Origin of the sequence: Mesotoga sp. H07pep.5.4 (assembly GCF_003664935.1) — a bacterium.
Lineage (GTDB): Bacteria > Thermotogota > Thermotogae > Petrotogales > Kosmotogaceae > Mesotoga > Mesotoga prima.
This window is the reverse complement of record NZ_JFHM01000031.1, coordinates 26,007-51,603: the sequence shown is the minus strand read 5'-3', so window position 1 is coordinate 51,603 and position 25,597 is coordinate 26,007. Positions and strand designations below refer to the sequence as shown.

Annotated in this window: 17 protein-coding genes and 3 tRNA genes; 11 read left to right on the top strand and 9 right to left on the bottom strand. The window is 43.4% G+C overall.

What is annotated here, in order from left to right; genetic code table 11:
• Positions 1-7: 7 nt before the first annotated feature.
• The 4 genes from Y696_RS12755 (at position 8) to Y696_RS12740 (ending at position 5,068) form a co-directional block, all read left to right on the top strand.
• Positions 8-343 (top strand): DUF4258 domain-containing protein, encoded by a 336-nt coding sequence (locus Y696_RS12755; RefSeq protein ID WP_099773010.1) that lies wholly within the window; start codon positions 8-10, stop codon positions 341-343.
• Between the two features lie 100 nt (positions 344-443).
• Complete coding sequence (locus Y696_RS12750; RefSeq protein ID WP_259459954.1) at positions 444-2,024, top strand: tetratricopeptide repeat-containing diguanylate cyclase; 1,581 nt, start codon at positions 444-446, stop codon at positions 2,022-2,024.
• A gap of 14 nt (positions 2,025-2,038) precedes the next feature.
• Positions 2,039-3,604, top strand: a complete 1,566-nt coding sequence (locus tag Y696_RS12745) for a GGDEF domain-containing protein (protein ID WP_099773011.1) — start codon at positions 2,039-2,041, stop codon at positions 3,602-3,604.
• A 627-nt stretch (positions 3,605-4,231) separates the two neighbouring features.
• Positions 4,232-5,068 carry an MBL fold metallo-hydrolase gene (locus Y696_RS12740; protein WP_099773012.1) on the top strand — a complete coding sequence of 279 codons (837 nt, stop codon included), beginning with the start codon at positions 4,232-4,234 and terminating at the stop codon, positions 5,066-5,068.
• Positions 5,069-5,614: 546 nt separating this feature from the next.
• On the opposite strand, the gene Y696_RS12735 is transcribed toward Y696_RS12740, so the two are convergent.
• Positions 5,615-6,811, bottom strand: coding sequence for a hypothetical protein (locus Y696_RS12735; protein WP_259459953.1), 1,197 nt, complete (start codon positions 6,809-6,811; stop codon positions 5,615-5,617).
• Between the two features lie 158 nt (positions 6,812-6,969).
• Between Y696_RS12735 and Y696_RS12730 the strand changes: the two genes are divergently transcribed.
• Positions 6,970-9,798: an HD domain-containing phosphohydrolase gene (locus Y696_RS12730; protein WP_121510728.1), complete on the top strand. Its 2,829-nt coding sequence runs from the start codon at positions 6,970-6,972 to the stop codon at positions 9,796-9,798.
• 241 nt (positions 9,799-10,039) lie between these two features.
• Here the strand turns inward: Y696_RS12730 and Y696_RS12725 are convergent, their stop codons facing one another.
• The 6 genes from Y696_RS12725 to Y696_RS12700 form a co-directional block, all read right to left on the bottom strand.
• Positions 10,040-11,044: an alpha/beta hydrolase gene (locus tag Y696_RS12725; protein ID WP_099773015.1), complete on the bottom strand. Its 1,005-nt coding sequence runs from the start codon at positions 11,042-11,044 to the stop codon at positions 10,040-10,042.
• Positions 11,035-12,381 carry an ATP-binding cassette domain-containing protein gene (locus tag Y696_RS12720; protein WP_121510727.1) on the bottom strand — a complete coding sequence of 449 codons (1,347 nt, stop codon included), beginning with the start codon at positions 12,379-12,381 and terminating at the stop codon, positions 11,035-11,037. The genes Y696_RS12725 and Y696_RS12720 overlap by 10 nt, the downstream gene beginning before the upstream one ends.
• 95 nt (positions 12,382-12,476) lie before the next feature.
• The gene (locus Y696_RS12715) at positions 12,477-13,523 is read right to left on the bottom strand and encodes a hypothetical protein (RefSeq protein ID WP_121510726.1); all 1,047 of its coding nucleotides are present in this window, start codon (positions 13,521-13,523) and stop codon (positions 12,477-12,479) included.
• Positions 13,524-13,531: 8 nt separating this feature from the next.
• A complete protein-coding gene (locus Y696_RS12710) occupies positions 13,532-17,770 on the bottom strand; it encodes a PolC-type DNA polymerase III (RefSeq protein ID WP_121510725.1) in 4,239 nt (1,412 codons plus the stop codon).
• Positions 17,767-18,273, bottom strand: a complete 507-nt coding sequence (ruvC, locus tag Y696_RS12705) for a crossover junction endodeoxyribonuclease RuvC (RefSeq protein WP_006487163.1) — start codon at positions 18,271-18,273, stop codon at positions 17,767-17,769. The genes Y696_RS12710 and ruvC overlap by 4 nt, the downstream gene beginning before the upstream one ends.
• A 323-nt stretch (positions 18,274-18,596) precedes the next feature.
• A tRNA-Asp gene (locus tag Y696_RS12700) sits at positions 18,597-18,674 on the bottom strand.
• Between the two features lie 453 nt (positions 18,675-19,127).
• On the opposite strand from Y696_RS12700, the gene Y696_RS12695 reads away from it, so the two are divergent.
• From Y696_RS12695 to Y696_RS12685, 3 genes are all read left to right on the top strand, one after another.
• A complete protein-coding gene (locus tag Y696_RS12695; RefSeq protein WP_006487160.1) occupies positions 19,128-19,544 on the top strand; it encodes a hypothetical protein in 417 nt (138 codons plus the stop codon).
• A gap of 54 nt (positions 19,545-19,598) precedes the next feature.
• The gene (locus tag Y696_RS12690; protein WP_006487158.1) at positions 19,599-20,885 is read left to right on the top strand and encodes a hypothetical protein; all 1,287 of its coding nucleotides are present in this window, start codon (positions 19,599-19,601) and stop codon (positions 20,883-20,885) included.
• 359 nt (positions 20,886-21,244) lie between these two features.
• Positions 21,245-21,321 (top strand) — tRNA-Cys (locus tag Y696_RS12685).
• Here Y696_RS12685 and Y696_RS12680 read toward each other — a convergent pair.
• Entirely contained in the window at positions 21,300-21,818 is a 519-nt protein-coding gene (locus Y696_RS12680; RefSeq protein ID WP_006487156.1) for a nucleoside-triphosphatase, read from the bottom strand. The genes Y696_RS12685 and Y696_RS12680 overlap by 22 nt on opposite strands.
• A 483-nt stretch (positions 21,819-22,301) precedes the next feature.
• On the opposite strand from Y696_RS12680, the gene Y696_RS12675 reads away from it, so the two are divergent.
• Positions 22,302-23,309 (top strand): glycosyltransferase, encoded by a 1,008-nt coding sequence (locus tag Y696_RS12675; protein WP_006487154.1) that lies wholly within the window; start codon positions 22,302-22,304, stop codon positions 23,307-23,309.
• Complete coding sequence (locus Y696_RS12670; RefSeq protein ID WP_006487152.1) at positions 23,306-24,316, top strand: lysylphosphatidylglycerol synthase transmembrane domain-containing protein; 1,011 nt, start codon at positions 23,306-23,308, stop codon at positions 24,314-24,316. The genes Y696_RS12675 and Y696_RS12670 overlap by 4 nt, the downstream gene beginning before the upstream one ends.
• On the opposite strand, the gene Y696_RS12665 is transcribed toward Y696_RS12670, so the two are convergent.
• Positions 24,300-25,457, bottom strand: a complete 1,158-nt coding sequence (locus Y696_RS12665; protein WP_006487151.1) for a glycosyltransferase family 4 protein — start codon at positions 25,455-25,457, stop codon at positions 24,300-24,302. The genes Y696_RS12670 and Y696_RS12665 overlap by 17 nt on opposite strands.
• A gap of 58 nt (positions 25,458-25,515) precedes the next feature.
• Between Y696_RS12665 and Y696_RS12660 the strand changes: the two genes are divergently transcribed.
• Positions 25,516-25,590, top strand: a tRNA-Gln gene (locus tag Y696_RS12660).
• Positions 25,591-25,597 lie beyond the last annotated feature (7 nt).

Sequence of the window (25,597 nt, the reverse complement as noted above, 5' to 3'; positions counted from 1 at the left end):
GGCAGATATGTTCTTCACCTTAGTGGTGATTATTGCAGTTATAGTCGTTGCATTTCTCATAAAAGGTTTAAGCGAGAAAGATGAAGTAGCAAAGAGAGAAGAGGAACGGGAAATCTCTTTCAGTCAGCATGCCGTTCAAAGAATGGATGAAAGAGGAATCGAAACGGATAGGGTAATTAGAGTCCTTGAAGAAGGCATAAGGGTACAGATAGCAAACTACAACAGACTGAAAGTGTCGGACGATGAAATGACGGTTATACTGGAAAAGAGGCTTAATAATTTTGAAGTGATCACGGTATATTGGAATGATGATGATCACGAAGATACGGACTTTATTCCTTGATTAAGCTTCCACTTACCATATTCAGGGAGGCGCTTTAGCTCTATCTCGTGAATAATTAGAAGCACTTACATCCAGAGAAATACAAGAAATGGAGACAGTGATGGAAGACAATACGGAAATCAAAGATAGAGTTGTTGAGTTGCTGACGGAATACATGTCGGTTCCAGAAAGCGATCTTTCCCTAAAGATAACTTATCTGAATAAAGCTATCTCCAGCCTTAATCATCAGGGAAATACACTTGCCGCCCACGGAATCGTTGAAAGGGAGATAAGAAGATTCGATAATTGTGATTCTTTGGAAATGGCAGTGCTTTTGAACTCCATGATTAAACTGAGTGCGCTTGTAGGAGATTTCGCGGGCGCAGTCGAGTATTCCAGAAGGGCTCAGACAATCTGCAGAGAAAAAGAGGAAGAGGGATTGCTAACCAGAGTCTTGATTAACACCTCAGGGATCTACTTCAAAATGAAAGAGTATGATAAGGCTTTTTCGAATGCGAACAAAGCGCTGCAAATGGCCAGAAAAAATGGTGACGAGACTAATACAGCCTGTTGTTTGAACAATATTGCGGTGATTCTTGAGAACTCGGAAACTGGTAAATCTGGAATTCCGTATCTTGAAGAAGCGATTTTAATCAAAGAGAAGAACAACATGAAGGATGAATTGCCCAACAGCTATTTGAATCTGGCAGAGCTCTATTACGATTCGGGAAAGAAGAAAGAGGCCTCTGAATTACTCCAAAGAGCAACTACTATGGCAAGGGAAAACGGGGATGAGCGAGCTCTGACAGAGACAATGAAGTACAGGGCACGCTTTTTGAAGGCCGAAGGTGAGCTCTTCTCAGCACTGGAGCTGTTGACAGGAGTAAGCGAGTATCACCAAAAAAACGGAAACAATACGGAGCTGCTAGACGTACTGAATGAGATCTCTTCAATACATGAGTTAATGGGTAATGCGAATGAAGCTTTGCAAACATTCAAACTGATAACGGAACTGAATCGTACAATATTCAAAGAAGAACAAGCGCGTTCATTAGCACAACTCGAGTCATCTTTCGAAGCAAGAGAAAACCTCAGAGAAATGCGTTCTCTTCTTGAGCAGAACAGTGAACTCAGAAAAGTCAATGAAGAAATTTCAGAGAAGAACAACGAACTGCATGACATGAAACGCAGGCTTGAGAAAACCAATAAGCTTCTCGAAAGGCAGGCCGAAACCGATTCGCTAACCGGTTTGCTTAACCATAGAAAGATGCGGACTACAATGGAAAACGAAATCGCAAGAGCAGAGAGATACGGCACTCCTCTTACGATGATAATGATCGATCTGGACAACTTCAAATTCGTGAACGACTCATATGGTCATCTAAAGGGTGATGAGGTTCTTTCGGAAATTGGAAGAATCATCAAGTCTTCTATTAGAAAAAATGATTTTGCCTTCAGGTATGGAGGAGAAGAGTTCCTCGTTCTGCTGCCGTTAGCTGATCTAGACAAGGCAACCGAAGTCTATTCAAGGTTGAAGGAATCCTTTCGCCAAGAACTGGAGATAACGGTTTCATTCAGTGCAGGTGCAAGAGAGTGGAATGGCGAGTCGGCAGACAAATACATTGCCGTTGTGGATAAGCTACTCTATGAAGCCAAAACAAAGGGAAAGGACAGATTGGAAACAAGCCAGGCTACTTCTTGAAAAGGGTGGATGAGATGGATCATATAAAACAGGAAAAGAGTTTTGCAGACTTGTATGAAGAATATCTGTCCAAAGATGAATCGGAGTTTGATTCGAGAATTTCGCTTCTCAAAAGGATTCAGAGATCCCTCGTTGATTCTGGAGAAACCCAGATTGCGTTTGAAATTGTTGGCAGAGAGTTGGAAAAAATCGGGAATCAATGCAGTTCTGAACTTGGCTTTGTCTATAATTCAATGATAAGAATTAGCTGTCAATCAGGCGAGTTTTCGAAGGCTCTGGAGTATGCTGCCAGCGCGATATCTGTCTTTGATGAGCTTGGGGATGATTCACGATTGCCTATGATCTATAACAACATTGCCGGCGTATACCTCAAAATGGGAGAATTCGAGACTTCTCTCGAATATATTGATAAAGCTATCGATCTCTCTCAGAGAAATAATGACAATCACTCTCTCGCCAAATATCTCAACAACAAGGGAATCGCAGTTGAGAATATTAAAGGTGATGGTTCAGGAGCGGTATTTATCGAGAAGGCCATTGAGCTCAAAGAAGAGAACTCACTCAAAAGTGACCTACCCAACAGCTACATGAATCTTGCTGATATTTATACGTACACGGGCAAAGAGGATGAAGCACATTATCTTCTGAAAAGAGCTAGAGAGGTTGCCAACGAGATTGAAGATGAGTTTTCTCTTGCAGAAGTCTGCCGTTATGAGGCGAACTATTACAGAGCTATTGGTGAATTAGGTTCGGCCCTAGAGTCCCTGAACACTTCTCTCGAATATCACAAATCAAAAGGCAACAAATCGGAGATTCTTCAGAGACTTACAGTCATTTCAGAGATACAGGAGATTGTAGGTGACGTTGAAGGAGCTCTGGAAACCCATAGAGAAATATCTAAGCTGAACGCAGAGATTTTCAAAGAAGAGGAAGCGAGAATGGTCGCAAAGTTGCGATCATCCTTCTCCACGATGCAAAAACTCAAAGAAATCGAAAGTATGGCAAAGAGAAATCGACAACTCGATGAAGCGAACAGATTGATAGTCCAAAAGAACGAAGAACTATTAGAAATGCAAAGTCAGCTTTCATCGGCAAATCAGTTGTTGAAGGAAAGGGCTGAAACCGACTCGCTGACTGGGCTGATGAATCAAAAGAAGATGTTTGAAATAGTTGAGTACGAGATCAATAGAGCCAAGAGATATGGCAACAGGTTATCCGTAATCATGCTGGATATTGATGATTTTAAAGTCATCAATGATACTTTCGGTCATCAGAAGGGTGATGAAATTCTCGAATCTCTTTCCTCGCTTATTATATCCAGTATCAGGAAGATTGATTATGCCTTTCGGTATGGGGGAGAGGAATTCGTTATTTTGCTTCCTTCAACAGGAGTTGAGGGAGCTTTTTCCACTGCGCAGAGAATAAGTGAGTCACTGAAGAGAACTAACGAAATACCTGTGACCATTAGCATTGGAGTTGCCGAATGGAGTGACGAATCGGTTAATGATCTCTTGCTTGAAGTTGATACTTTGATGTATGAAGCAAAGAACACAGGAAAGAACAGGATCGTGTCCCGCTGAAGATCTGAAATGCACTTTGCTTTGCGAGATGTCAAGCGAAATCTGCTTATGAAATGTCATGATATAGGGCAGGAGGGACAGAAAGTTTCATCAAAATGAGTTTTGCGTTTCAACGACTTAGAAAGAAGTGCATGAATCTCCTAAAGTCTGAACTTGATTCTTTGAAAACCCCAGTTACCATGAAATCGGTTAGTCACTCTGCATAGACGAATCGAGGAGTCTCTTGGAGACGCTTCGCTCTGATTATTTGTTCAGCTGCCGACGGTTGGTCAGCGTTGGTTATATAGATACCATTTGAAAGGCAGAGAATCCATGAAGACAACGACCGACAGGAACTACAGTGCGTAATAAAGTAAGGCTCAAGCTATTCTTTGAAGCCGACCGATTTCGAAGGACCATGCTGGGCATTGAGAAGCCAGAAATACTGGGATCCTTTGGCGGGTCTTCTTTGCCCAGTTTTATGGAAAGAATCTCCCTTGATTCGAAGAAAAGTCAGATGATTCCATAAGAGTGTTTACATTGCAAGCTTTTTTGCCAGGGATAAGATTTTTCCCCAATCTGCATTGACTTTTTGTTACTTATCCACAATGATAATTTTCAACAATCATCCAATTTGGAGGAGAAAAAATGAGAGTCCTATTTCTTGGAACTGCAGCTTACGAAGGACATCCGAACGTATTCTGTGATTGCGACAATTGCAGAAAGGTCAGAGAGGCCGGTCCAGACAACTTCCGTTTGACCTCGGCCGTTCTTGTTAATGATGACCTGTTGATTGATTTTGGGCCAAACATTATGGCCGGCGCTCAAAAGACCGGGAGCACACTTTTCAATGTCAGAACTCTTCTGATAACTCATTCTCATTCAGACCATCTATATCTGCCTAACTTTGGTTACAGAATGGACAGATACAATGCTTCTTATGAAAGACTTTCTCCGATGAGTGTGCTAGCGAATTCGACTGTTCTGTCGTTGATTTCGGATTCAGTGTACTTTGATCCCGACAAAACTATTTTGTTAATTGCAGAAGCTTACAAAGAAACTGTGCTTAACGATTACAGCGTGATACCTATTCCCGCTGTCCACAAAGTGAAGGAAGGTGAACAGGCTCTGTTATTCTTGATTAAGAAGAAGGGTAAATCCTTCTTCTATGCCACAGATACAGGCCCTTTAGATGAATTTTCACTAAGACTGATAAAGAGTTTCTTGGACTCTCCTTTGGATCTAGTAGCGATAGATTCAACCCTTGGATTCATGAAAGAGGTCACATTCCCCTATCATCAAACTGCAGAACAGGTTGTCTCGACAGTGGAAACAATGAGAAGAAACGGAATAATGGACGACAGAACCAAGATTTACGCGCACCACTTCTCCCACTATCCTAATCCAACGCAGAGTGAACTCGAACAGTTCTACGTTCGCTTCGGAATTGCTGTCGCATATGATGGTCTTTCATTGGAAATATAGACTGTATGTCCCAAAGAATCACAGAAGATCTCTCGAATCATTCCGTTCTTTCAATTTAGATAATACTCAATCTGTTCAGCTAATACCAAACAAAAGGCCCTCTGGTAAAGACTTCGAGAGAAGTCAATCCAGGCCTTTTGCCAGCCTTCCCGAGACTTCTCCTAGCAGTATTTGTAACCTCCTGTCAGGGAGTGAATCTAAGAAAAGTGACGGTTGTCATCGACCCCGAGATCGTGTATCAAAGCTATGCGGAACATAATAGAAGAAGAACTACCTCATGACATTGCCCGAAGCTCTCCTTGCCTAATGCTTGACTCCTCAATTAACTACGCAAATGATCCAGGACAATATAAGTCTTATTGAAATAAATGCAAAATTACGTCCCACAATTCTTTTGAACACAGTTTACTCTTCGGCGGAATTTGGCTCTCAAATAACGTGCCGCTGAGACTTCTCTCCTTCTAAGCAGAATGCTCTCAACGGGCACGATAGTGAATACAGCAATCACTATTTCAGTCGTACCTTTGATGCTAAAAGAGGAAAACATTACCTAGGGATCTCATGGATCCCCTTGAATACTCTCACATCATCCCTTTGAAGAAGTCTCGACAGTAATTCACTTTCACTCAAATTGCCAAATGTATATTCGAGGAAGCTGTGAATAATGTCGTAGAGATAGTATTCGCCACCGCTCTTCATAAAACTACCAGTGAAGTCAAGAAAATGAGCTAACGGCGACAGATGATCTAGCATTGCAAAATCCGGATGCCTGGCTTCGGAGATCTTTATATGTAAGGGAGGAAAAACACTGTTTTCAATCAGATCCGATATCCTTCCCGATTCTTCTCGGAATTTCCACTCATCGGTTTCAATAATAAGTGAAGGTATTCCAATACCCTCTTCAATCTCATTGTCATTGAGCATGAAAAGCGCTGGATCGTATGAAAGCAAAGCCTTTATTCGACTGCCATCAAATGACGCAAAGTGTACAACTCCGCCACCTCCAGAGTGACCAAATGCAGCAACTCTGTCAAGATCAAATATACCCGCCAGCTGATGTTCACTTTCGTTCAATTTGGACAAACTGTCTATTACAAAAGACAGATCATCAGCCATCAACTCCATAGAAAGCCTGGCACCTTCTTCAAATGTCTCAGCTCCAGGAAGATCGAGCACTCTATCTCTACTGAAGTGAAACTGACTACCGTCGGAAAATTCCACGACTGATGCGGCATACGGATGCTCAATACCTACCACGACAAAACCTCTGCTAGCCAAATACTCCGCGAATGAAAAATACAAGGGAACTATAGCCGGCATCCCTGGAGATAAGATTACTACCGGTAGATTATTTGCATCGGCCGAAGGAGCCGCGCCAATAAATGAATTAGTTTTGACGGCTCTCAAATGCTGAAACAGTATGGGTGGAAGATTATAATTATCGGCGAGGCTGTTCACAAAAAGCGAATGGCTCCTGAACCATGGGCTTCTTCTCTTACCCGACGTATCATCCGAGGGATACCATATATCAATCACGAGCCTGCGGGTCATTTCTCCGCCGGAAAATGGGTCGATTCTGCTGTTATCATCCAGCTCAATAATCTCGACTCCGACTTCGTACTTACCACCTGGGCCGGGAATCGTCGAAGTGGGAAAGAGGTATGCAAGGCTACCAATCAACACAAGTGAGAATAATCCAATAATCAAACCAATATCTACACTTCCATGAGTTTTTCTCAACACAATCACCTCTTTTCAATTATTACACACTGGTGGCGCCAAAACAGACCCCAGTGTGATCGAACGTTTGTCGACAAATACTCTTGTCTCTCCACATAGATTTAGGCCGCATAATGTTATAGTAAATTTTGAGGAAGATAGCCTTCTTCTGGGAGTGTGTTATGAGAAAAGCATTTTCAATTGTTTTCTTCATGGTATTATCTCTGACTTTGTTTGGACAGATGAAATACATATTCAGTGGCGATATCGATTACCCGCCTTTCGAATATGAGAACGAAAGAGGAATACCCGTTGGCTTCAACGTTGATATTATTCGGGCAATATCAAAGGCCCTCGATTTCGAGATTGAAATAGAACTCAGAACATGGGCAGGCGCTAGATCTGCACTTGAATCCGGTCAAATTGACGGTTTGCTGGGGATGTACTACTCAGAAGGCAGAAGTTTTCTCGTAGATTTCTCCAATCCACACACAATCCTTCATGGTTCAATCTTTTACAACAAACAAACCGAGGGATTTTCTTCTTTAAGTGATCTTAGAGAGTCCAAGGTGTCAGTGCAAAAGGGCGATTTGATGGATGAGCTTGTAACCAGTGAGGGAGTGGGTAGCGAAGTTGTGAGGGTTGAATCTCCTGAAATTGCATTGCGAATGCTTGAGAACGGCGAGGTCGATGCTGTACTTATGAATACTCTTCAGGGATTATTTCTCATCGAAGAGCTCTCGCTGATGAACGTAATGGCTTCTGAACATCCAGTCACACGTCTTGAATACTGTTTTGCCGTGAAACAGGGTGACTCCGAGCTGCTCTCTTTGTTGAATGAAGGACTCTCAATAATCTCTTCGACGGGCGAATACAGGCAGATCTTCAACAAGTGGTTCGGCAATATTAATGCTGAAGGCAGTAGCGGTGATATGCTCTATTGGCTCTTCGTCGCAATTCCCGTGGCAAGCGTTGTTTTCCTGATGCTGATTTTAATGTACTTCTGGAACAGAACTCTGAGAAGACAGGTAAGGGAGAAGACGGCTTCTCTGAGTGCAAAGCTTGAAGAGGAAAGATCTGTAAAAGCCCAGCTATCACTTTCAATGGAAAGATACAGATCGATGTCGGAGACGATTTCCGATTACTACTACGAGACTGAGTTCCCGAGCGATGGAAAGGATCCTGAGATCTGGAGAAGTGAATCATATGAAAGGATTAGCGGATACAGCCTTGATTCCCCGGAACCTAGAGAATTCAACTGGGAGACTATAATTCATCCCGAAGACCTGGATTGTTACAAACAGCATTTGGAAGAAGTGGGGTCGGGCAAAGAAGAAAGAATAGAGTACCGAATTATTAGAAGAGACGGAGCTCTGAGATGGGTTAGCGAGTTTTCAAAGCCGAAGTACTGTGGCGGAGGATCGAAAATTAAAGGGATCTGTGGAGCAGTTAGAGACATTACGGATGAGAAACTGGCAAAGGAAGAACTTGAAAGAACAAAGGACAAAGTGTCAAAACTCCATTTTGTCGCCCTCAAAATGGAGAAGTCAAATGAAGAGGACACTATATATCACTCAATAATCGATGCATCGGTTAATATATTGGGCATGGAGAAGTTCAGCCTATATCTCCTATATGACCAGGAGTTAGTGACACTCGAAAGCCAAGGAGAGGTGGCGTCCGTCCAGGGATACCTTTTCAGGAGCGGGGTACTAAGAGACTGCGTTGAAACTGGCAAATCCGCCTTTATTGAAAGCTCATCTATAAGAAAAGTTGTTCCCGACTGTAAAGACTCGGTTTCAATTGTTCCGATGAAAAGCATTGGTGCCCTAGTGTCTTACCATGATTCTCCAATGAAACAGGAAGAAATCAAGATGGTTGAGACCTTGATGGCCCATGCGGTTGAAGCGATTTGGAGAATCAGATCCGACAGGGAGATTCATTATGTGACATTTCACGACCAGCTTACCGCGCTGTACAACAGATCATTCTTCGAGGAAGAGATAGACAGGCTAAACGTGAAGCGTCAGATGCCGATAAGTATCGTGATGGGCGATGTAAATGGACTGAAAATCGTCAACGATGCCTTCGGGCATCTCGAAGGCGACCGACTTTTGAAAGCGGTTGCCGACTGCCTTAAATCTTCTGTAAGATCCGACGACATCATTGCTCGATGGGGAGGAGATGAATTCATAATGCTCCTTCCTCAAACCGATGCTCAGTCAGCAGAGTCTCTGGTTAACAGGATTAAAAAGGCTTTGAATCAGGTAACTGGTTTCAGCCTTCCAATCAGTGTCTCCTTTGGTATAGGAACCAAGTCCGACATCGACCAGGACTTCAGCGAAACCCTTGTGTCGGCAGAAGAAAAGATGTACAGGGATAAGCTCTTGAACAACATATCGATGAGGAACAAGACAGTTGAGGTCCTTGAGAGGAGTCTTCTCAACAAGAGCTATGAAACGGAAGAACGCACTGAGAGAATTAAGACAATAAGCAGAGACTTTGGAAAGTCTATCGGTTTGAATGAAGCTGAACTTGACAACCTCTTGCTCCTCGGCGCTCTCCATGATATTGGGAAGATTGCAGTTCCCGAAGAGATCCTTACCAAAGCCGGAAGTTTAACGGCCGAGGAATGGAAGAAGATTAAATCTCATCCGGAGGCTGGATTTAGGATAGCTCTTTCCTCACCTGAACTTATCGGGATAGCGGATGAAATTCTTAGTCATCATGAGTGGTGGGACGGTTCAGGTTATCCCAGGGGTCTTAAGGGTGAATCAATTCCACTCCTCGCCAGAATAATCTCCATCATTGATGCTTACGATGTTATGTTAAGCGGAAGACCATATAAGCATCCCGTTTCCTCTGAAGAGGCCGTTGAAGAACTAAGAACGTGCGCAGGAAAGCAGTTCGATCCCAATCTTGTAGATTCTTTTGTAAGTTTCTTGGGCCTAAAGAAACAGATTTCGATTAGCTGTTCGAAAGGAATCTGTCATACTGAGAAACAAGACTGATTTTTCGTCTTCTCCAAGGCGAAAAAATGAGTGTGTAGGTTATCCGAATGGACTGAAAAAGAAGCAACAGATAGGTCATGTGCTACTGCCAGTCAGAAGGTTTACTCTTGAATCAGTTGAAGAGTTTAGGGAAAATACAGTTTAGTCGCACGCTGCTTGGCAAGAGTGGTTAATTAAAAGTATCGGCTTTGGTCAGCAAAAGTTGAGTAAGAAGAGAAATTGTTTTCCATTTGCCTGGCGACTACTCATTAGTTGGCTTAGTACTTTCCAAGAGCCTCAGGTTTCTTCTGGCCTCCTTTATTCCCAGTTCTTTGAGTATGAACTTACCAAGAGCATACTCAAAGGGAAACCAGGATACATGTCCTACAGGCACAATATACCTCTTTGGTCTTCCGAAGGCTTCCCAAAGCTGTTTTCTAGTTTCTATGGGGAGAGTTTTGTCGAAAAAAGCCTCGATCATCGTTACTTTCTTTCTGTCACTGAAACGGGCATAGGCGAGAGGATCTATCTTGAACAAAGGATGAAGATCGGACTCGATCAGTTCGTTTGCACTTTTCATAAGCTTCACTGCACGAGCATCCTCTTCGAATCTAGCATTTAACTTCGCTTCGTCGTTGAGATAGCCCTCCTTTCCCGAGCCGCTCCTAAGTGAATTACGAATTGATTTCAATACCGGTGACTGCCATATTATTTTCGCAATATTACCTCCAACGGTCATCAATATCATGTCGTTTATTCTTTGATCGATAGCGTTTACGATCGTAGAGATCATTCCACCTAGGCAGTAACCAAAAAGGCAGTTGTTATCCCACCAGAGTTTCTCTTGTTGAAGGAGATCGATGGTTGTCATTGTATCCACAACTGCCTGCTCCCAGAAAACAATCAACCTTCTGAGATCAGGAGAAAAGAAGTCTTTTCCACTGGTTGAACCGGTTGCCGTTCGTGTATAATTTCCCGGAAGGATCATCACAGAAGCCTGCAAACCGGCGCTTGCAAGATGGCTTCCCATCCAGAACAAAAATGGGATATTTACCGTTCCCAGTCCATGAAGAATGATTATCGAGCCTACAGCTCTTTCTTTTGGTGAGAAATTGTAAATTTCAACGTTTTCTGTTCCCCTGATCTTGTTCCTGTAGAGAGATGGATACTTGATAATCGAACATCTATAGTGTTTCCCTTTGAAAATGTACCCGCTGGAAAACTCAATCTTCTTCTTCTCGTAAGAGAAATCAGGGTTCATTTGCATTTGTTCATTATCCTTGTGCAAAGCCTGCCGCTCATGATTTCGTCGGAAATTACCACAGCGGCTTTGGAACGGTCAGCAATCTCCTGCAGAACCTCTGCGAGGGCTCTCGTCGAAACTGGGTCCAGTCCCATTAAAGGTCTAATAAAGATAAAGAGATCGCAAGCATCGAATCTCAAATGCGAAAGTTTTGTATCGTCTTCGCGCATTAGACCGGAGAAACCGGGAGCTCTTCCCAACCCAGCAAGAAAACTCTTCACGGAAACCAAGCTTTCTTTGTTTAAAATGAAACTCTTTTTCAGTGATCTATTTGAGGTGAATTTACGAGACTTTTTCAACATGATTTGCGAAACAAGACCGGTGTTCTTCAAATTTGAGGAGAAGTATTTTTCGGCCTCGCTAGAATGACCTCTGGAGGAGAATCTTTCAAAGAAGTTCTTCGCTTCTCGAAGCATTGCCACAGAGTTCTCGGAGAAAGGGTCCTGCCTTGTAAGCGCCCTTGTGAATTCTCTAACCGAAACTCCGTTGTCACAGGAAATACAGAGAACCTCTCCCCTTTTCAACCTCAGATCGAGCCCGGTATCTGCCAGGTTATCTATGTCGATTAACGGTTCACCTTCAACTGGTGCTACTGAGTACTCAGGTGAGACACCCAGCAGCTTCCATATATCACTTTCCTTAGTTTGCTGTGGAAGAGGTTTGATGCCAGAATAGTCCATAAAGAATAGACGATCGCCCAGTATCATCACTTCTGGATCGGACGTTGTGACTAGAACGGCCACTCCTCCTTTTTTAAATGAGTCAATCATTTCAAGGAGTTTCACCCGGGCTGCACCACGTACAAAAGAAAAGAGGTCATCCAAAATGAGAACCTTCGGCCTGGAAAACGCTGCAACTGCAAACTCGAGAAGAACCTGATCATCAGATGAAAAAGAAGAGACTTTCGACGAAGGATCGAACTCCAGGCCAAGCTGCTCAAGAAAACGCGAGACTTGATCGTTCATCTTTCTTCTGCTAATCGTGAACTTGTCACTCCCAAGTAAGATGTTTTCAGCGACCGTGAGATCCGGAACTAACATGTACTCCTGATAAATGGCACTTATGCCTAGACGTCTTGCCTCGGCGATCGATGTCAAATCCACTGGAGAGCCCTCAAATATTATCTTTCCAGAATCGGGCAGGATGTCACCGCTGATTGTCTTTACAAGAATAGATTTGCCGGAACCGTTAATCCCTCCAAGAACTGTAAGCAGCCCACTCTCAAGTTCTATGTCAGCGTTCCTAAAGACGTTGTTTTCACCAAAGTTTTTTCTAAGGCCTTTCGTTTCAAGAATCCCCATATTTTTCAACTCCGACTTTTGAAGTACCTTCTTGAATTTCGCTGAACATAAGTGAATCCAGTCATATCAATACTAACAGATGCGGATATCACATATCATCTAATAAGGGGCACCATAAGGTACATCTTGCTCTTCCTTCCCACCATAAGCAGATTCCCCTTTCGTGTTACCAGACGAATCTTAGAATCTTTTATCCTTGAAATAACAGACTGCAGCCTTCTCGGATCTACCTGCGCAACGAATTCATCACCAACTAAATCACACACCTCGCATTCATAACGGAGAGCACCGGCCTTCAGAAAGAACTTTAGCTTGCCCTTGTCGGAGATCATCAGAACCGAAAATCCATGCTTTGATAACCGTGTCATCTTTCTGAGAGCGGAAAGAAAGGCCTTTCTCTGTACGTCAATTCCATCATCGATGTCTCCGAAAAAGAAGGATGGTGGTTCGGAAAAATCTGCTTCATCAGTACATATTGAAAACAATAGAGGACCAATCTTCAGCCCCAGCTCGGAAATTCCTGTTCCAGCATAGAGTTCTTCCGATGTGAGCAACTCTAAGGCCTTCACCAGATGCCTAACGGTTACATATTGAAGAGAGTAACGGAACTCGGTTTTTGGCTCGTATTCAAGAACTGAAACCAATACCATTCTGTCCGCCGATGCGGCAAGAACAGTCTCGTTCTTCTTTGAGAAGATCTCGACAGTTTCTCCTTCAACAGACGCAGATGAAACGAAGTTCAAAGAACTATTGAATTCCTTCAGGGGAAAACGCGAGAAGAACTCAAACTTTCTTTCCATAGCCGGAAGAGTGCTGCTGCGGGCCTTTTGTAAAGTAAGCGTCTCTGAGGCCGTCCTCAGCTCGAGGTCTTCTTCACCCGCAGAAAAGCTAATTAATGAGGTTGGGTCAGAACTCTTCAAAGCTCGAGCGTAATCGATCGGTACCGTATAAACTCCATTGAAAGGCGAGGTAGCAACGCCGGAGGAAAACTCAAGCTTCATGCAACCATCAGAAGCAAAAAACTTCAGTCCTCTCTTGTAGTAGATCTGAAAGTATCTGTAGGAGGGTTCCAGAGTACCGGATACTCTTCCAAAAAGGTCGATCAGCTTTGCATAATCTGAAGCGCTTATTCTGAAATCCATTTTCGTCCTCAGAACAGTCTGATCTGTTCTTTCTCGGCCAAATTCTTCAAAGCTCCGTATTTTCTTAACATCTCAACACTTGTCTTGTTAAGAGCAGTTCTTCGGATCAAATCCTCAACCGATGAAAACGGCCTTTTCTCTCTCTCAACTTCAACTGATCTTGCCGCTTTGTCGCCCATGTTTTGAAGCCTATTAAAGGGAATTCTTAGTGAATTCCCCTCAATCAAGAACCTCGTAGGGTGGGACTCCATAAGATCCACATTGAGAAAAGAAAATCCTCTCAGTTTCATTTCCATAACAACTTCAAGAAGTGTCTCCTTCGCTCTGTCCTTGACATTTCTATCTTGATCGGATCTTAATCGAACTATCTCTTTCTTGATTGAATTTATGTCGGAAGTACAGATGTCTATATCAAATTCCCCGCCTTTGATCGAAAAGTAGGTGCTGTAGAAGGCAAGAGGAAAGTGCACCTTGAAGTAAGCGACTCTGTAACCCATGCTAACGTAAGCGGCGGCATGCGCCCGGGGAAAGAGGTACTTGATCTTCTTACACGAATTCATGAACCATTCAGGAGCACCGCAAGATCTTACCTCTATTTCATCTTCCTTGCTGAGGCCCTTACCCTTTCTGACCTTTTCCATAATCTTGAAGGCCTCTTTTGGCTCCATTCCCTTGCCAATTAGATAATTCATGATGTCATCCCTACAGGCAATAACCTGCGACAATGAAGCATGTCCCGAAGTGATGATATCCTTCGCGTTGTTAAGCCAAACATCAGTCCCATGAGACAGGCCCGATATCCTTACAAGCTCGCCAAAAGTAGAGGGTCTCGTATCTGAAAGCATGCTTCGAACAAAGGTAGTACCGAATTCAGGGATCCCAAGTGTCCCCACATCCGTTCCAAGCTCGTGAAATCGCAAGCCAAGAGGCTTCAGTGAGGAAAAAATTCCAAGGGTTTCCTCATCGTCCATCGGAATTTTCTCGGGATCCACTCCTGTGATGTCCTTCAGCATTTTTATGAAGGTGGGATCGTCGTGTCCCAGTGCATCTATTTTGACCAAATCGTCGTGGATGACTTCATATGCGAAATGTGTGGTTAGTATCGAGCTTTTTGTATCGTTTGCGGGATGTTGTACAGGGGTAAAGTTATGAACATCCATGTCTTTAGGAACGATCATCAATCCACCGGGATGCTGTCCGGTCGTCCTCTTTACTCCAACTATTCCACGGGCAATTCTCTCCTGCTCTGCTCTCCGTAGATTTTTGCCGCTCTTCTCCGAATAAGCCCTGACAAAACCGAAAGCCGTTCTCTCAGCAACTGTGGATATTGTACCGGCTCTGAAAACATGGTCTCTGCCAAACAATTCTTCAATGAATGAATGGGCCTTCTCTTGATACTCCCCGGAAAAGTTAAGATCGATATCGGGAACCTTGTCTCCTTCGAATCCGAGAAAGGTCTCGAATGGTATGCTCTGACCGTTCTTCAACATTTCATTTCCACATCCAGGACACTTCATAGCGGGTAGATCATAACCGGATTCCAGATCGGTTTCCGGGAATACTGATTTACCACACTCGGGGCATAGATAATGTGGTGGAAGAGGGTTAACCTCTGTAATACCGATAACATTAGCCACGAGCGAACTCCCCACCGACCCTCTAGAACCAACCACATAGCCATCCTCATTAGATTTCTTGACCATTTTCTGCGCGATGAGATACAGAACGGCATAGCCGTGACCAATTATCGCCTCAAGCTCCCGATTCAGCCTCTTTTCTACAATATCAGGTAAAGGCTTTCCATAAAGCCTTTCTGCATTTTCAATGGCCATCTTCCTTACTTCTTCATCGGCACCTTCGATTACGGGTGGGTGCAGCTTACCCTCAATCGGGACAACGTTTTCGATTTGCGAAGCGATTAATCTCGAATTATCGACAACGATTTCTTTAGCGATCCCCTCGTCTTCAAAGATTTCCAGAGCTTTGCCAATCATCTCTTCGGTAGTGTGGAGATAAAGAGAAGGTTGATTCTGAAAGTTGTCATAGTCCTGAGCCGCGTTTATTGCTGCTCTATAAATATCGTCATGTGGATTGACAAAATGTACGTCACCGGTCATCACAACTGGGATATTTAGTTTTTTCCCAACTTTATAAAACTCTCGATACATCTTTATCAGCGTCTCTTTAGACATACTAGTCTCGCCCTCTGATGTGTCAATATTATCGAGCGGCATGACTTCAATGTAATCATAGAACTTTGCGATTTCCTCGAGCTCATCTACACTCGCACCACCTATATATGCCTTGGAAAGCTCTCCTGAAATACACGCACTACCTATGAGAAGGCCTTCTCGGAAATCAGTAAGCAAGCTCTTTGGTATCCTTGGCTTCATGTAGAAGTACTTGGTGTGTGATGCAGTGACCAACTTGTAGAGATTTTCAAGACCCTTTCTGTTCTTTGAAAGAATACTTATGTGAACAGGCTTCAGCGAGTCGAGATTCTGGTTCTTTCTCAGCTTTTCCAACTCGTTAACCTTCTCGACTCCTCTCTTCTTTGCTTGCTGAAGGAATTTCTTAAGGACCTCTGCAGTAACCTTCGCATCCTCATAAGCTCTATGGTGATCGAAATGTCCCAGTTTAAGTCGCTTCACTACGTTGTCCAGAGAGTAACTCTTGGCTCTGTAAAGGCTCTTTGCAAGGGCAAGGGTGTCGATGCACGGCATTTCCCAGTCGCCTCCGAAGTATTTCTTTACTGAGTTGCGGATAAAACCATAATCAAAAGAGGCATTATGTGCAACTAGAATGCCTCCTTCAGCAAATTTCGTGAATTCAGGAAGAACTTGCTTGATTGTTCCTGCGCCTGAAAGCATATCTTCAGTTATCCCAGTCAGGCTTGTTATTAGAGACGAGAGTTCTTTCTGAGGTTTCACAAAAGAAGAAAATGTCTCGAGAATTTCGTTGCCTTTCATCTTGATTGCACCGATTTCAATTATCTCGTCTTCCTTAGGATTAAGACCTGTAGTTTCAAGATCAAAAACAATGAAGGTCGCACTTTCCAGAGGCGAGTCCTCTTTTTCCAGATTCATTGATATCTGTTCCGAGTCCTTTATCATGTAACCTTCCATACCAAAGATAGGTTTTATTCCTTTCTTTTTTGCCGCAAAGTAGAAGTCCGGTATAGACTGAACAACGCCGTGATCAGTCACTGCAGCGGCATCGTGGCCCCAATCTTTAAGAGTGTTTACCAAATCGTTTACATCTACTACAGAATCCAGAGAACTCATTTTGGTGTGAAGGTGCAGCTCGACGCGCTTTTCCATCGCATTGTCCATGCGTTTCGGCAGTTTAGTTCTAACGATATCCCTCGGGATCAGAATCTCTTCTTTCATCCAGCTATCAGTTTCCATCTTCCCCCTGATCGTTACTTCATCGCCTTCGCGTAACTTTTCGGAAAGAGAGCGCGCATTCTCACCGATAAGTTTGACTGTGAGGGAATCCGTATAGTCAGTCACGTTGAACGTTAGAATCGAAAGCTTTCCATTCCTGTACTCGAGTCCAAAGATCCTCCCGCTGACAACAAGATTGGTTTCATTGCCAAGAACTTCACTCATCTTCACAGAGACTGCCCTGATCGATCTACCCATCAAGACTGAATCCGATCTTTCTTCCAAATGCTCCGTTTCTCCATTATCTTCTCTATCGAAAGAGACTTCCTCAACTGGTGAGTCCTGATCCTCTGAAATGTCCAGTGTTATCTCAAAAGGAATACTTCTCTTGCAGACCTTATCTATTGCCTTTCGTAAGTCATGCTTCTTAGAACTGATTCGTTGAAATGAGAACTGGTCGTGAACTGAGATAGTTATTTTGTTGTCTTTGAACTCCATTTCCGAGGATCTAAGATAAGAAGATGCACCATTCGTAAGCTGGAGTATCTCTCTAAACTGAGACTCGGTAACTTCCATTGCGTCTTCGTCAGGTATTTCACCCTCGCTGGCTAAAGACTTAAACGAAAGAGTCACGGAAGACTCTAGAAGTCGAGAAGCCTTCTCACAAAAGACAGATTCAAGAAACTCCTTTATCTCGCTGCTAACGTCACATTGGAAAGCTAACTCGATCTCTTTAGATTTACAGTCCACAGATATATCGGAAATCTCTATTCCTTCACACTCGAAAGATGAGTCGATGCTCAAAGCCTTCGAAAGAAGCCTCGATAAAGGGAGTCCCACATTTCTCATGAATAGTTTCATGCCTTTCGAACACCTCCGGGGAATTTCCTTGAAGTCAAGTGACACCAGGCTACAGCTAGCGCATCGGCCGCATCATCGGGTCTGGGGTTAACTTCCATTCGGAAGAAAGTTTTCAAAGTCCTCTGAACCTGCCCCTTTTCGGCTCTTCCGTAGCCAGTAACGGCAAGTTTTACTTGATGGGGTGTATATTCAAATATCGGTACTTCGTGTCTCCTCATTGCAAGAAGTATAACCCCCCTCGCCTCGCTCACCTGAATCGCCGTCGTGACATTTCTGAAGAAGAAAAGCTCTTCGACGGCAGATTCATCGGGGCGAAACTCGAGTAGAAGTTCTTCAAGCCTATCATGAATCTTTAGAAGTCTGTCAGGTATAGGTTCTTGCGGCTCAGTTCTGATCGCTCCGTATGAAACGAGATCGATCCGCGACGATCTCATCTCGACTACACCATATCCAACCGCTCCAAAACCTGGATCGATACCTAGAACCCTAACACAGGCAGGCAACTATGAACACCTCCAGAACTCGGTAGAAACCAGTCTATTACAAAACACTCATCACCCTAAGTCCAGCTCAAAGAAGTCAAAAGTCTGAAAGGCTTCGATTCTTGACAGCAACGACAATGGTCAAAACGCCCCGACGGGAATTAATCTTTAAGTCACAAGGACACTGTATCGAATACATTCACTCTGAAGATATTGTAACCGTCCTCAACCTGAAAGAAGTTAAGTAGATATTGACCGGAAGAACTTGCTTGTCATCTTGAGTGTGAGAATTGTCTGAAGCTTCCAATATGCAAAAAAAATAGAGAGTCCCTCAGGACTCTCTCTGGCGGGGACGACGAGACTTGAACTCGCGGCCACCGGTGTGACAGACCGGCATGATAACCAAGCTTCACCACGTCCCCGAACAGATAAGATTCTACATTACTCGAATCTATCTGTCAATAGCCCGATATGCCGTGATGATATTGTTGTTCATATAGAATACCGTGTGATGACTACCGGCAAATGAAGTGATCCGTAGTAAATAGTCTAGAGCAAACCAGAATATGGAAGAACTTATCATCACCGGGAGCTACCACCAAATTCTGGAGAAAACTACATATGGCCTCATATGTCTTTTGATGATTCAATACGTACACACGTCACGCACACTACATTCTATCGTGTACTTCTCTTAATAATCACAGTAATATTACAATATTACTGTGACAATCTTCGATTTAGGTAACACAGGACAGCTGTTCACGAATATTTAGCGCTAAGCATATCTGATTTTGTTTATTACTATTTTTCTATATGACATATATGGTGATATTATTTCAGTACCTTAACTAACTAGAAAGGAGGGAACTCTGATGTTTAAAAGGTGTTTTTTGATTTTTTCTTTCGTATTCCTGTCGATTTTGACATTTGGACTGACTGGTGGCGTGATCACAAGAGTGGAGGACCCAGGTTGCTATTTGTATGAATGCAATTGTTTCTTGTATTCAGAATTTTCTTACAGCAAAGAGTTGATAATTAATACGAGATTTGTACCCTACGCAGTATATTGCTGTATTTCTACAGAAGCACGTCATTACGACGCAAACAACAACCCTTTGAGTGTATTTGCAAGCGCTTACGGAGAATGCAGATACTCGATTGACGCAAGTCCGTGGAGCTGGGAGTACGTGGATGTTGACTGCGAAGGATTTGGCGTAGCCAGCTGCAACAAATGCACAATAATGTTCTATTTCTTTCAAATCGAAGATGATTTTAAGCCGAAGCTGTGAGTGAAAGTTGTTTTTGCTCTGATCTTTGACATATGAATTGAGGAGGTGATTCGTATGGCTAAAAAGGTAGCGATATTGCTTGTCGTTTCGTTGATTTCGTCGGCGATGCTTTTTTCCGGTACTCTGTCCGGTTATCTTACGGAACGGATGGGCTGGACATACATCGCGAGCGGAAGCGATGTCGAAATGAGTATTTATCCACCGGAAGGAGTCAGCGCAATCGCAGATGAGCGTATTTTCTATGGACAGTTCACAATTGGAGATTCAACTGTCAACATAGCGATCATGAACGTCGAGCCTCCGATCCTCTGGATCGACAGCGATTACGACGGCTGTTTCCTAAACAACATTCCGATAAAGGGACAATATAGAGGGACCGTTATCAATGAAAGCCGTGCCTATAAATTCAGTCAACAGTTAAGGGTCGAATATCTTTCCAACGGGAATTCATCTTACATGACCCAGGATCTTGAAATTCACGCGATCCTTCCAAAAAAGGAAGGCGTCGAAGTCGACTACTTGCTCATGAGTAGAAGAGAAGGTTTGCTGGAAGTCGACGGAGAGCTTATCGAAATCGCCCTGTTTCCTACCGCGCCCGATGGCCTGGCCGATAAGATAGACGAAGTCTTCATCGGAATAGATCTAGACAGAGATGGAACTATAGACATGGTTCATAAGAATCACGAGCTTTTCGAAGCGACCAGCGTCATAAGAATCAACGACAAGAACTACAGAGTAAGCGAGATCAGCAGGGATGGCAGAAAAGTCACATTCGAGCAGGTCGATGAAGATGCCCAGAACAGGCCTCTGTTGAAAAAGGGTTCGATCGCACCTCTGTTCGAAGCCAGAGACGTACACGGAAAGAGCTTTTCTATGAGAGATTATCTCGGAAATCCCATCATTGTAGTCGTGACTTCAAAGACACCGCTTGAAGTTTTCAACGGCGGATTTCCATGCGCTACAGGTGATTGCGAAGATACCAGCAGAGAAGAGAAGAGGCTGAGAAGCCTTTTAAACGAGCTTGTCACATGGAACGAGTATTCCGCAAAACCAGAAATTGAGCTCTTATGGCTTTACTCCGGCGACGAAATCACTTCTGCAGACTCTCTTGAAGAATACTCCTGGTTACACCTGATTGCCGACAAATCGGCAGTGGAGCTTTACAGCACACCGTTGTCGAACGGCATGTTCCTGATCTCTAAGGACGGTAGGATCGAGTATCTTGACGATTATGTCCTTCAGGCGGGAGACGGTCCGATTCCCACATATCCAGTTTTCAGAATTCCCACTTTCGGGCTTACCAGTTATATTTGGTTCAGGGAACTCGTTTTTGACAAATGATTCATGCCTGTTTATTCAGCAGAGAATATTCGAAAGAACTCTGTCTTTCATGGTAATTTCCAGATATTACGGGTGCAAGAGAATAGAGCATACTTTCAAATTGGTGTTCATAGTGTAGATAAAGAGTGCTAAATCACTTTGCTCGTTTCAGGTCGGATAAATTCGAACTTGGTTCTGGGTAGATAACGATATATCATTGAGTTGCAAAGGATGTCCCCGCGTCCTGTTGCGAGTTGGTTCCAGACCCAAGGAACTAAGGGAGCCAACCTCCCTCCTGAAGAATTTTCCACCCCGAGGGCCGCCAATAGCGGCCCTTTTGTTGAAATGATCTCATTTACATGCTAGAATAATTCTCGTTGGGCGACGTAGCCAAGGGGTCAAAGGCGGAGGTCTGCAAAATCTCTACTCAAGGGTTCAAATCCCTTCGTCGCCTCCAGGAGAGGGTAGATAAGCCCTCTCTTTTTCTATCTCCCTGACGATTCTGCTATAGACTTCCTCTCTGTTTTCAGGAGTGATTTCGATGCTCCCGACACCCATCGAAGCCTTAAGGTGTCCAATAAACGAGAAGTTGCCCTTTCTGAGAACACAGAGACAATGCTTTGCACGTCTTAAAGAAGAGACAACCGCTTGCTGAAACTCCGGAGAATCTTCTTCAAGAAAGCCAATTTCGTCCATTATCAAGAGATTGTCGTTGGGTATGTCAAGCGAGCCCAGAAGCTTTGTGGCAAATAAAAACCCTTCTTCTACAATTCTTAGTCGTCCTCTTTCCCTTGTTCCTATAAGAAGTGAGTCCCCTTCGTAGAAATTCATGTATAAATTTTCCAGATCATTATCAAAACGTGTTTCGAAGCCTCTATACTTAACGACCGGTTTTATTCTTTCCACAAGATAACTCTTTCCGACATTCCTTTCTCCGGTAATGAAGAATTTCATTGTGACTCCCCCATATGAAAAATCAATCATTTAGTTGAGAAAACTCAGTTATCTTGGCAACTCGCTTTTGTGTTCCTTCACTCAGTATAATTTGATTGACCACGATAGTCAATTTCCTCAAAATGACTGAACACTTAATTGTTATTTTCCAGTATTTAGACTCTTGTAAGCTCTTTCAGTTTCCCTTAACTGAGCCTGAAGAAAAACAAAGGAGGGGACTTAGTTTCCCTGGATACTCTGATTAGTGTGTCAAACATTGATAGGAGGCAGTTCAAGTGATAAATATTCTTAGATAGGGTAGAATAGTCGTTGAAGAGAGTGAGAAGGCCACTCATGTCTGAACTGTTTTCTAACATAAGGAAAGAAGTAAGATTTTCTTTTTGACGTTTTTGTAGACAATCCTTTCTTGTTATAGATTTCAGCGGGCATTTTCTAGTCGAAATCGACTGCGAAGATCTACTAACAACTGTCCTGGAGGTAAAAATGAGAGTCCTTTTGTATTCCGAAGGAAAGAAGCTCTTCAGTAAGTCAGGCGTGGGAATCGCATTGAAGCACCAAATGTCGGCTCTTGAGAAAGTCGGTGTGGAGTATACAACAAATGAGGAAGACCGTTTTGACGTTGTCCACATAAACACGGTGGGGCCCGGAGCGGAGAGGATTCTTAAGAAAGCGAAGAAGTCCAACATTCCCGTTATCTATCATACACACACAACCTATGAGGACTTTAGAAACTCGTTCACTCTGTCAAACGCGATCGCACCCTGGCTGAAAAAAAGATTGATAAAGCTCTATTCATCAGCAGATTTTCTTATTTCACCTACGGAGTATGCCAAAAATCTCATCAAGAGTTATGGAATCGATCTCCCAATCAAAGCCGTTTCAAATGGCGTCGACAATACAAGATTTTCAAAAAACAAAGTACTGGCCGAGAAATTCCTTTTGGAAAACAACATTCGAAAGCCCCTGATTGTCTCAGTTGGACTCCCCTTCGAAAGGAAAGGAGTAATAGATTTCTGCGAAATAGCTGAGAAGAGGACTGATTTAGTTTTTTACTGGTTCGGAGCAAAAATCAGCAGTCTTCTGCCTTCCAAAATTCGAAGGCTTTTGAAAAATCCTCCAGACAATGTGAAATTTCCCGGGTTCATTCCGCAAGAGATGATTATCGGCCCTTATTCGGCTTGTGATGTCTTTCTTTTCCCGAGCTATGAAGAGACTGAAGGCATTGTTGTCCTGGAAGCCCTGGCTACAGAAGCCCCGATCGTTTTGAGAGATATACCTGTATACAGTGGTTGGATGAAACATGAAGAGAACTGTCTGAAGGCAAAAAACAACAAGGAGTTCATGGAGAACATAGATAGATTACTTCACAATGAAAGTCTGAGAAAGAAACTATCGGCATGTGGAAAGGGAACTGCGCTGGAAAAGGATCTGTCGATTATTGGTCAGGAACTTAAGAAAATCTACCTAGAGGTACTTGACAGGAAAAAATGAAAAAATCAACCAGAAACTTTATGATCGCGATTTCTCTCGGTTTGCTGATTATTCTGATAGTTCTTTTTGCGACCGACTTCAGCAAATCGATTTCTTACCTTTCTGCAGCCAATCCCGGATGGATATTTCTGATATTCTGTCTAACGTTCGGTACTTGGTTATTCGAAGCAATCACCCTTAAACTGTTCGCAGCCATGCGGAATCTGGCGATTCCCTTCTTATTTCTTTTTAAGATTACGGTTATTGGAACATTTTTCAATGGTATAACGCCTTTCTCTTCGGGAGGACAGCCGGCGCAGATAGTCTTTATGCAGAGAAGAGGTATCTCGATAGGTGAATCAACTGCGATGCTCGTTTCAAGATTTCTGATTTATCAAACCGTAATCACATTGCTTGGAGCTGTAGCCGTTTTCAAGGCCTACCCGCTTGTTTCACAGAAGATTTCTAATCTCGCCGTGCTCTCTATTTTCGGATTTGCGCTGAACAGTGTAGTTCTGATAGGACTTGTTCTATTTTCGCTCAGTCCTAAGCTAACTGATAAGCTCATCCACTTTGTGATCAGCTTTCTTCACAAGATCAGAATAGTAAAAGAGAAAGAATCGTTAATAGAGAAGGCAATGAGAGAGCTACGCTTCTTCCATTCTTCAATGAAGGAATTGGTCAGGAGACCCTTTGTCCTTACTAGTGCGTCTTTGAGTACTCTTGCACAGCTGATTTGCATGATATCCATCCCGTATTTTGTTGCCCTTTCAATTGGAACGCCTGTAAACTATCTCGAAATCACGGCCGTTCAGCTGATTTTGTTCCTTGTAGTCTCTCTTATTCCAACACCAGGAGCGAGTGGAGTGTCTGAGGGTGGGTATGTGCTATTTTTTAAGTCTTTTTTTGGCGAAGGAATTGGAGCTGCGCTTCTGATCTGGAGATTCTTCAGCTACTACGCAAACATCATTTTCGGAGGATTACTTTCAGCTCATGAAATAGGATTCAAATCTAGATCTCGTTCTTGACAACTCTTTCATAAAGATTCACTGTTCTCTCTACATTAGCTTCAGCGGAGAAGTCCTCCGAGATCTCAACTGAGCGTTTTGCCATTCTTTCTCTTAGGCTATGATCACTCAGCATTTGAATAGCCGCATTGGATAACTCATCTTTCGAGGAGCACATGAAGCCATTTTCTCCATCCAGTACCATATTTACTATGCTATCGTCCTTATATGCCACGACCGGCAATCCCGAGGCCATCGCTTCAAGGGTAACAAGGCCGAAAGTCTCAGTGTGAGAAGCGATCATGAATGCATCGCTGCTTTTGTAGGCTAACGATATCTCGTCGGGCCATCTCAAGAATCCCGTGAAGTGGACCTTCTCACCGACCCTCAGACTTCTGGCTAATTCCTGCAGCTTACCCTTCAGAGGACCATCTCCAACTAGCAGCAAATGGGAGTCTGGTAAAGCTTCGGAGACTCTTGCGAAATTCTCTATAAGTTTGTCTATGCTCTTCTCTTCTCCAAGCCTTCCAACAAAGATGAGCACTTTATCGTCCTCTTTTATCTTGTACTTCTTCCTGAATGCTCTTTTCTCTTCTCTGCTGAAGCTTCTCTTAAATGGAGTAAGATCGACCCCGTTGGGAATTACCTCTATATGTGAAGAAACTCCATAAGAAAGAAGCAGCTTCTTGATTTTTATCGAAGGAGCAATTACAGCCCTGTGCTTATCACAAAATCTTCTGTCCTGAGCTCTGATGTAAACTCTCAGAATGGGTTCCATGAATGGGATGTAGTGAACGTACTCTTCCATCATTGTGTGATAAGTCGTTACTCCTGGAATGTGCAAATTCGTTAGAACATAACTCGCCAGATACCCAACGATTAGTGACGTGTGCGAGTGAATAATGTCTATCTCGAGATTCTTCACGATCTTTATTAGTTCCTTGAAGTTTGTGGGCAAACCTATTCGGTGTTGCTTTTCCCATGGAAATTTAAGAGATGGTATACGATAAACATTCTCCTGGATGCCTGCTTCGGGGTGGTCAACCGTAAATATATATACGTTATGGCCTCTCTTCTGAAGATTCTCTTCAAGCATCTTGATCATGGTCACCACCCCGTTGACCTGAGGTGAATATGTGTCACTGAACATCGCTATGTTCATCCTATGCCTCCAAACGGCTTGACACCTCTTACCTTCTGCTTTATAATCTTTACTGTCTTGGGAGATCGTCCAATTGGTAGGACAGCGGACTCTGGATCCGCCGATGGAGGTTCGAGTCCTCCTCTCCCAGCCAGGGGCCG

Bases quoted from the DNA above. Each gene is read 5' to 3' on its own strand.
- Y696_RS12755 (WP_099773010.1), top strand. From the start codon at position 8: ATGTTCTTCACCTTAGTGGTGATTATTGCAGTTATAGTCGTTGCATTT.
- Y696_RS12750 (WP_259459954.1), top strand. From the start codon at position 444: ATGGAAGACAATACGGAAATCAAAGATAGAGTTGTTGAGTTGCTGACG.
- Y696_RS12745 (WP_099773011.1), top strand. From the start codon at position 2,039: ATGGATCATATAAAACAGGAAAAGAGTTTTGCAGACTTGTATGAAGAA.
- Y696_RS12740 (WP_099773012.1), top strand. From the start codon at position 4,232: ATGAGAGTCCTATTTCTTGGAACTGCAGCTTACGAAGGACATCCGAAC.
- Y696_RS12730 (WP_121510728.1), top strand. From the start codon at position 6,970: ATGAGAAAAGCATTTTCAATTGTTTTCTTCATGGTATTATCTCTGACT.
- Y696_RS12725 (WP_099773015.1), bottom strand. From the start codon at position 11,044: ATGCAAATGAACCCTGATTTCTCTTACGAGAAGAAGAAGATTGAGTTT.
- Y696_RS12720 (WP_121510727.1), bottom strand. From the start codon at position 12,381: ATGGGGATTCTTGAAACGAAAGGCCTTAGAAAAAACTTTGGTGAAAAC.
- Y696_RS12715 (WP_121510726.1), bottom strand. From the start codon at position 13,523: ATGGATTTCAGAATAAGCGCTTCAGATTATGCAAAGCTGATCGACCTT.
- Y696_RS12710 (WP_121510725.1), bottom strand. From the start codon at position 17,770: ATGAAACTATTCATGAGAAATGTGGGACTCCCTTTATCGAGGCTTCTT.
- Y696_RS12695 (WP_006487160.1), top strand. From the start codon at position 19,128: ATGTTTAAAAGGTGTTTTTTGATTTTTTCTTTCGTATTCCTGTCGATT.
- Y696_RS12690 (WP_006487158.1), top strand. From the start codon at position 19,599: ATGGCTAAAAAGGTAGCGATATTGCTTGTCGTTTCGTTGATTTCGTCG.
- Y696_RS12680 (WP_006487156.1), bottom strand. From the start codon at position 21,818: ATGAAATTCTTCATTACCGGAGAAAGGAATGTCGGAAAGAGTTATCTT.
- Y696_RS12675 (WP_006487154.1), top strand. From the start codon at position 22,302: ATGAGAGTCCTTTTGTATTCCGAAGGAAAGAAGCTCTTCAGTAAGTCA.
- Y696_RS12670 (WP_006487152.1), top strand. From the start codon at position 23,306: ATGAAAAAATCAACCAGAAACTTTATGATCGCGATTTCTCTCGGTTTG.
- Y696_RS12665 (WP_006487151.1), bottom strand. From the start codon at position 25,457: ATGAACATAGCGATGTTCAGTGACACATATTCACCTCAGGTCAACGGG.